This is a genomic window from Methylobrevis pamukkalensis (genome assembly GCF_001720135.1).
Classification (GTDB): domain Bacteria; phylum Pseudomonadota; class Alphaproteobacteria; order Rhizobiales; family Pleomorphomonadaceae; genus Methylobrevis; species Methylobrevis pamukkalensis.
The window spans coordinates 1-5,056 of record NZ_MCRJ01000183.1 but is presented as its reverse complement, the minus strand read 5'-3'; the positions used below and the strand labels follow the sequence as shown (position 1 = coordinate 5,056).

The 5,056-nt window shown below is 68.3% G+C and carries 4 protein-coding genes; all 4 read right to left on the bottom strand.

Annotated elements, in window-relative coordinates; genetic code table 11:
* The coding region (locus A6302_RS19275) for an AAA family ATPase (protein ID WP_210183402.1) at positions 1-2,282 on the bottom strand (2,282 nt) is incomplete at its 3' end.
* Entirely contained in the window at positions 2,279-3,049 is a 771-nt protein-coding gene (locus tag A6302_RS19270) for a PD-(D/E)XK nuclease family protein (protein ID WP_069308387.1), read from the bottom strand. The genes A6302_RS19275 and A6302_RS19270, both read right to left, overlap by 4 nt.
* Positions 3,046-3,252: a DUF6511 domain-containing protein gene (locus tag A6302_RS19265; RefSeq protein WP_062563779.1), complete on the bottom strand. Its 207-nt coding sequence runs from the start codon at positions 3,250-3,252 to the stop codon at positions 3,046-3,048. Before A6302_RS19265 ends, A6302_RS19270 begins: the two co-directional genes overlap by 4 nt.
* 207 nt (positions 3,253-3,459) lie before the next feature.
* On the bottom strand, positions 3,460-5,056 hold a 1,597-nt coding region (locus tag A6302_RS19260; protein WP_069308386.1), incomplete at its 5' end, for a DEAD/DEAH box helicase.

Sequence of the window (5,056 nt, the reverse complement as noted above, 5' to 3'; positions counted from 1 at the left end):
TCCGGGTAGACCCAGACGGCGGGGTTCTCGACCTGCAGGCAGAGCCCGGATTGGGGGCACTTGAAGTGGCTGGGCAGGACCGGACGGGCGGTTGTAGTGACCTCGCCGGTGTCCGGATCGACATGCTCGACGGGCGCGCCGAACTGCATGCCTTCCACGCAGAGATAGCCGAACCGCGACCGGGTGACGGGGAAGCCGAACCCCGAGGGGTCGCGCAGGAACTTCACGAAGCCCTTGGTCGCCAGCACGCTGAGGCGCTCGCGGATGGTGTGCTTGCTGCCCAGACCGCCCCGGTTCTCGAAGGTCTCGGCGAACTGCATGGCGGTGTAGAGGCGCTCGCTGGCCGCCTCATCCAGCAGCATGCCAAGGATGACATCGTGCTTGCGCAGCCGCTCGGCATCGAGTTTGGCGCCGACCTCCTTGCGCACCAGGCGCTCGTTCAGCGGGTTCAGCTCGACCCACTCGCCCTTCACCTTGTCGATCAGCTTTCCCGGCAGCGCGGGGCCGTTCCGCAGTTCGATCTCCAGCCTGCGGACGCTGCTGTCCTCGTCAGGCCGGTGCATCAGCAGACCCGAGGTGTAGAAGCCGCGCAGCGCGCTGGCGCCGGAGAGCGCGAGGAAGGGATCGTCCTTGACCTGGTGCTTGCTGGCCTTTCGGGTGTGATGGGCGAGGATGACGCCCGCGTCCGGATTGACGGCATCGCGGAGAAGCTCCACCCGGTCCTTCAGGAAGAACATCATGGCGGTGTTGTCGTTTTCGCCGCCGCCTTCAGGGCCGCCATCGAAGAGGTTGCGGATCGGGTCGATGACGATGATGTCGGGCGGCGCGTCGGCGAATGCGGCCCGGATCGCCTCGGCCACGCGGGCGACGCCCTCCGCGTCGAGCAGCAGCTTCAGCTTCGGTGTGGCGATGAAGGTGTCGCGCGCGGCGGCGATCACGGCGGCAGGCAGCGCGATCTGCTGCATGCGCTCGCGCAGATAGTGATACTGGATCTCGGCCTGCAGATAGAACACGCGCAGCGGCCGGGGCGGCGTGAAGCCGAGGAACGGCACGCCAGCGGCCATGTGCACGAGCCATGTGATCAGGAAATCGCTCTTGCCAACCTTGGGCGCCCCGCCCAGCACCAGGAGACCGCCTGGCGTCAGCACGCGCGGCCCGATGACGTCCTCGGGCATGGGGCTCGTGTCGTCGAGCAGAGCGCCGAGGCTGAAGGTAGGCAGCGGGCTGGCCGGGGCATCGACATGGGCCGCGCGCAGGAGCGGCGGGCCGTTGCGCTTCACATGCAGCTCCCAGAGGCGTTCGGACTCGGCCATCAGCCGATCGAGCGGCCAGGACGGGCGCAGCATGGCGGCGTTATAGCCGCAGATCGCCTCCCAGCCCGCGAACGGGTCGAGGCGGCCCTCGTGCACCAGGCGCACGTAATGGCCGATGGCGGCGCTGACCCCCTGGAACCGGGACCAGTCGTCGACCGCGCCTTCGCGCACCGGCGTGGTGAGCACCGCGTCGATGCCGGGCTTCTCGGTCGGCGCGGCAACGTCGCTGGCGAAGCCCACGCCGGGCAGCGGCGGCATCTCGGCGACCTTTTCGGCGAAATCCGCAAGATCTACCTCGACCGCGCGATGTTCGCGGATCTGCACGAGGCGCTGGTGGCCGTGCTTGTGATAGACGGTGCCGGGCACCCGGATCGGCTGGTGCGCCGAGCGGAAATGCGTGTCGCCGCCGACCTTCACGGCGATCTCGCCGCGCAGGCGGCAGAGGGTGGCCAGGTCCTCACCTTCGACGGGTTCGGTCAGTTTCCACCAGACATGGAGCTTGGCCGCACCCTCGGGCGTCCGCCCACCGCTCTCGATGATCAGCGAGGGCGTGCCGAGGTGGCGGGTGACATGGTCCAGCTTGGCCGGGATGTCGCCTGCGTCGAGATCGACGACGATGGCCTGCATCTGCAGCACATCGGCGGCGCGGGCCTGGCCCTGTTCCTCGACCGTGCCGGGAATGACATAGACGGCGGCACCTTCGCGGTTCGCCCATCCGGCGAAAGTTGCGAGTTTCTCGGGCGCAGTGTCGTCGGCCGGGATCCAGATGTTGTGCGGCTTGCCGTCCCGGCCCTGACCCTTGTCGACGAAGCCGCGGAGCGGGATCAGCCCCTCGCACCAGCTGAACACGGTGTCGAGAAAGACGGCGATCTGCTCGGGGTCGGGGTCGCAACCGAACGGGTTCTCGGACGGCGGGCCGTCGTTGAAGTCCATCCACGGGTTGAAATGCAGGATGCCGTCGTCGCTCATGCGGGCAGCCCCCAGCAGCGCTCGGCCCACGGGCAGAAGCGGCATTCGAAGAAGTCGGACGTGGTCGCGACGCGTGGCAGAAGCTCGCCCGCATCGGTCGCCTGCAGGATCCGCACGCCCCGGTCGGACATGCGCTGCGCGAGATCGGCGTCGAAAGGCACCAGTTCATGGTGCATCTCGGCCGTGTCCTTGTTGATCGCAGTGAAGAGCGCGGGCGCGGCGCTGATGCCGCGCACGCTGGTTTCCATGTAGGCCTGATAGACCGCGATCTGGGCGGCATAGACCGGCTTCGATTTGGTCACACCGTCCTTGACGCAGGCGCGCCAGTTCTTGGCGTTCATCGTCTTGCATTCCCACAGTGCGGGAACGGCCAGACCGAAGCCTTCGGGCCCGGCCGCGACGATGCCGTCGACATGACCGCGGATGCGTCCGCCCGCGACCGAGAACCCGAACTGGCCGCCATCTGGCCGGTTGCCCTTGCGGGTGTAGAGCTCGAAGCCCGCGCCGCGCAGCCAGGCGACGGCCAGATCCTCGAGCGCGTGACCGATGGCGAAGATGCGCAGCGACTGGCCGCTGAAGTCCTGGCCCTCGTCCTTCGGCGTCGCCGTGAACTCGAACTGCAGCGCCCGCTCGCAGGCATGGCCGAGGCGCGAGCCGCCCAGATAGTCGCGGGGCGGCCGCATCGCCTGATCGGCGGTCAGCGCCCGATCGACCGCGGCGTTGACCCGCTCTGCGAAACTCGGCCGGTGATTGTAATCGAGGGTCAAAACGGCACCTCCGGCGTCTGCGCCCGGGCGATGTCGGACATGGCCTCGCGGAAGCCCTCGACGGCTTCCTCGATCAGTGCGCGCACCTGCGCCTCGGTCAGTTCGCCGAGCGGGGTGGCCCAGCCGATCTCGTCCATCAGCAGCGCCACGCGCTTCATGGTGGCGGTGATCGCGGCGCGCTCTTCCTCGGTCAGGTCAACCATGGCGAAACGCTCCCTGGCCAAGCGCGTCCAGAAGGACTGGCAGGGCATCGAGCAGAACCAGACCGAGGGCCGGGGCTGCTTCGACCGGTGCGGATCGAACCAGCCAAAACCACGGGTGGGTTGCCGGCAGACAGCACAGAGCGTCCCACGCGGATGCCAGAGCCGCCGCCGGTCCTCGGCCGTGATGGGGGTGGATGTGGACATGGGTCATGCCGCCCTCCGTTCGGGCCGGGCGGCCGTGTCGATCAACTGGCGGATGGCGCGCTTGTTGAAGCCGAAGGTCATGAGCGCCGAGGCCCGGTAGCGCGTCAGGCCGAAGTCATGGCGGCACTCGGGCGGCAGGTACTGCAGCTGCTTTTCAGTCGGCGGCTGGCGCAGCCAGGAGCGGGTCTTGAAGGCGCTCTCGTCGGTCTCATGGGTGTTCAGCCAGTCGTCGGCTTGCGCGAGACAGACCGTGCGCTCGCCCACACCCAGCAGATGCGGGCGTTCGCCTTTGGCCCCGCCGATGGCGTACCAGACCCCGTCCAGCCAGAAGATGCCGCCCCAGGCGGCGAAGCCCGTTGCCATCAGCGCGTCGTCCGTGCCGTAGAGGTCGACCCACGCGAAGCTGGACCGCTTCAGCAGGTCGATCTCGGTCATCATGAAGCCCGAGAGCGGCGCGGCGTCCCCGCCTTCGCCTGCATCCAGATCCTCGCGGGGGAACGCCTCACCGCAGAGCGGGCATTCGGTGGAGGCCAGCGGGATCTCCGCCTCGCAAGCCGGACAGGTCTTGGTCGGCGCCTCGCCGGTTTCGGTCTTGCCGTCGAGATCGACGTCCTGTTCCAGCGTGCCGTGGATCAGGCTCGAGGTGCCGAAATCCAGCACGACGCAGTCGGTCTTGACGATGCCGGGATGTTCCTCGGGATCGACGGTGCGCAGGCCGCGACCGACCATCTGGATCATGGTGGATTTGTAGGAACTGGGGCGCAGCAGCACGACGCAGGAGGTGGGCGGGTGGTCCCAGCCCTCGGTCAGCACCGCCACATTGACGACCACGCGGATGTCCCCCGCGGCATAGTCGGCGAGGATCGCCTTGCGGGTCTCGGCCGCCAGATCGCCGTGGATCAGCGCGGCGGAAACGCCCGCCGCCCTGAACGCCTCGGTGACGTGCTCGGCGTGGGCGACGGTGGAGCAGAACACCACGGTCTGCCGGTCGCCCGCCTTTTCCTTCCAGTGGCGGATCACCTCGTCGGTGACGGGGGCGCGGTCCATGATGCCCGCCACCTCCGCCATGTCGAAATCCGACATGGTCTTGCGGACGGACCGCAATTCGTCCTGGACACCGACATCGATGACAAAGGTGCGCGGCGGCACCAGGTGGCCCGAGGCGATCAGCTCGCCCAGCCGCACCTGATCGGCGACGTTGTCGAAAACCTCGCGCAGGCCCTTCTTGTCGCCCCGGTTCGGCGTCGCCGTGACCCCGAAGATCCGGGCGTCGGGATTGGCTTCGCGCACCCGGTCAATGATGCGGCGGTAGCTGTCGGCGACGGCATGGTGCGCCTCGTCGACGACCAGCAGGTCGAGGCGCGGCATGTCGGCAAGGTTCGAAGCTCGCGCCAGCGTCGGCACCATGGCGAAGGCTACCTGGCCGTTCCAGGACTTCTCCGTGGCGTCGATGACCGAGGTGGCGACGCCCGGCACCACGCGCTGGAATTTGGCGCGGTTCTGGGCGGTCAGCTCGTCGCGATGCGCCAGCACGCAGGCCTTGGCGCCGTCGCCGATCATCTCGCCGGTGACTGCCGAGAGCATGATGGTCTTGCCCGCG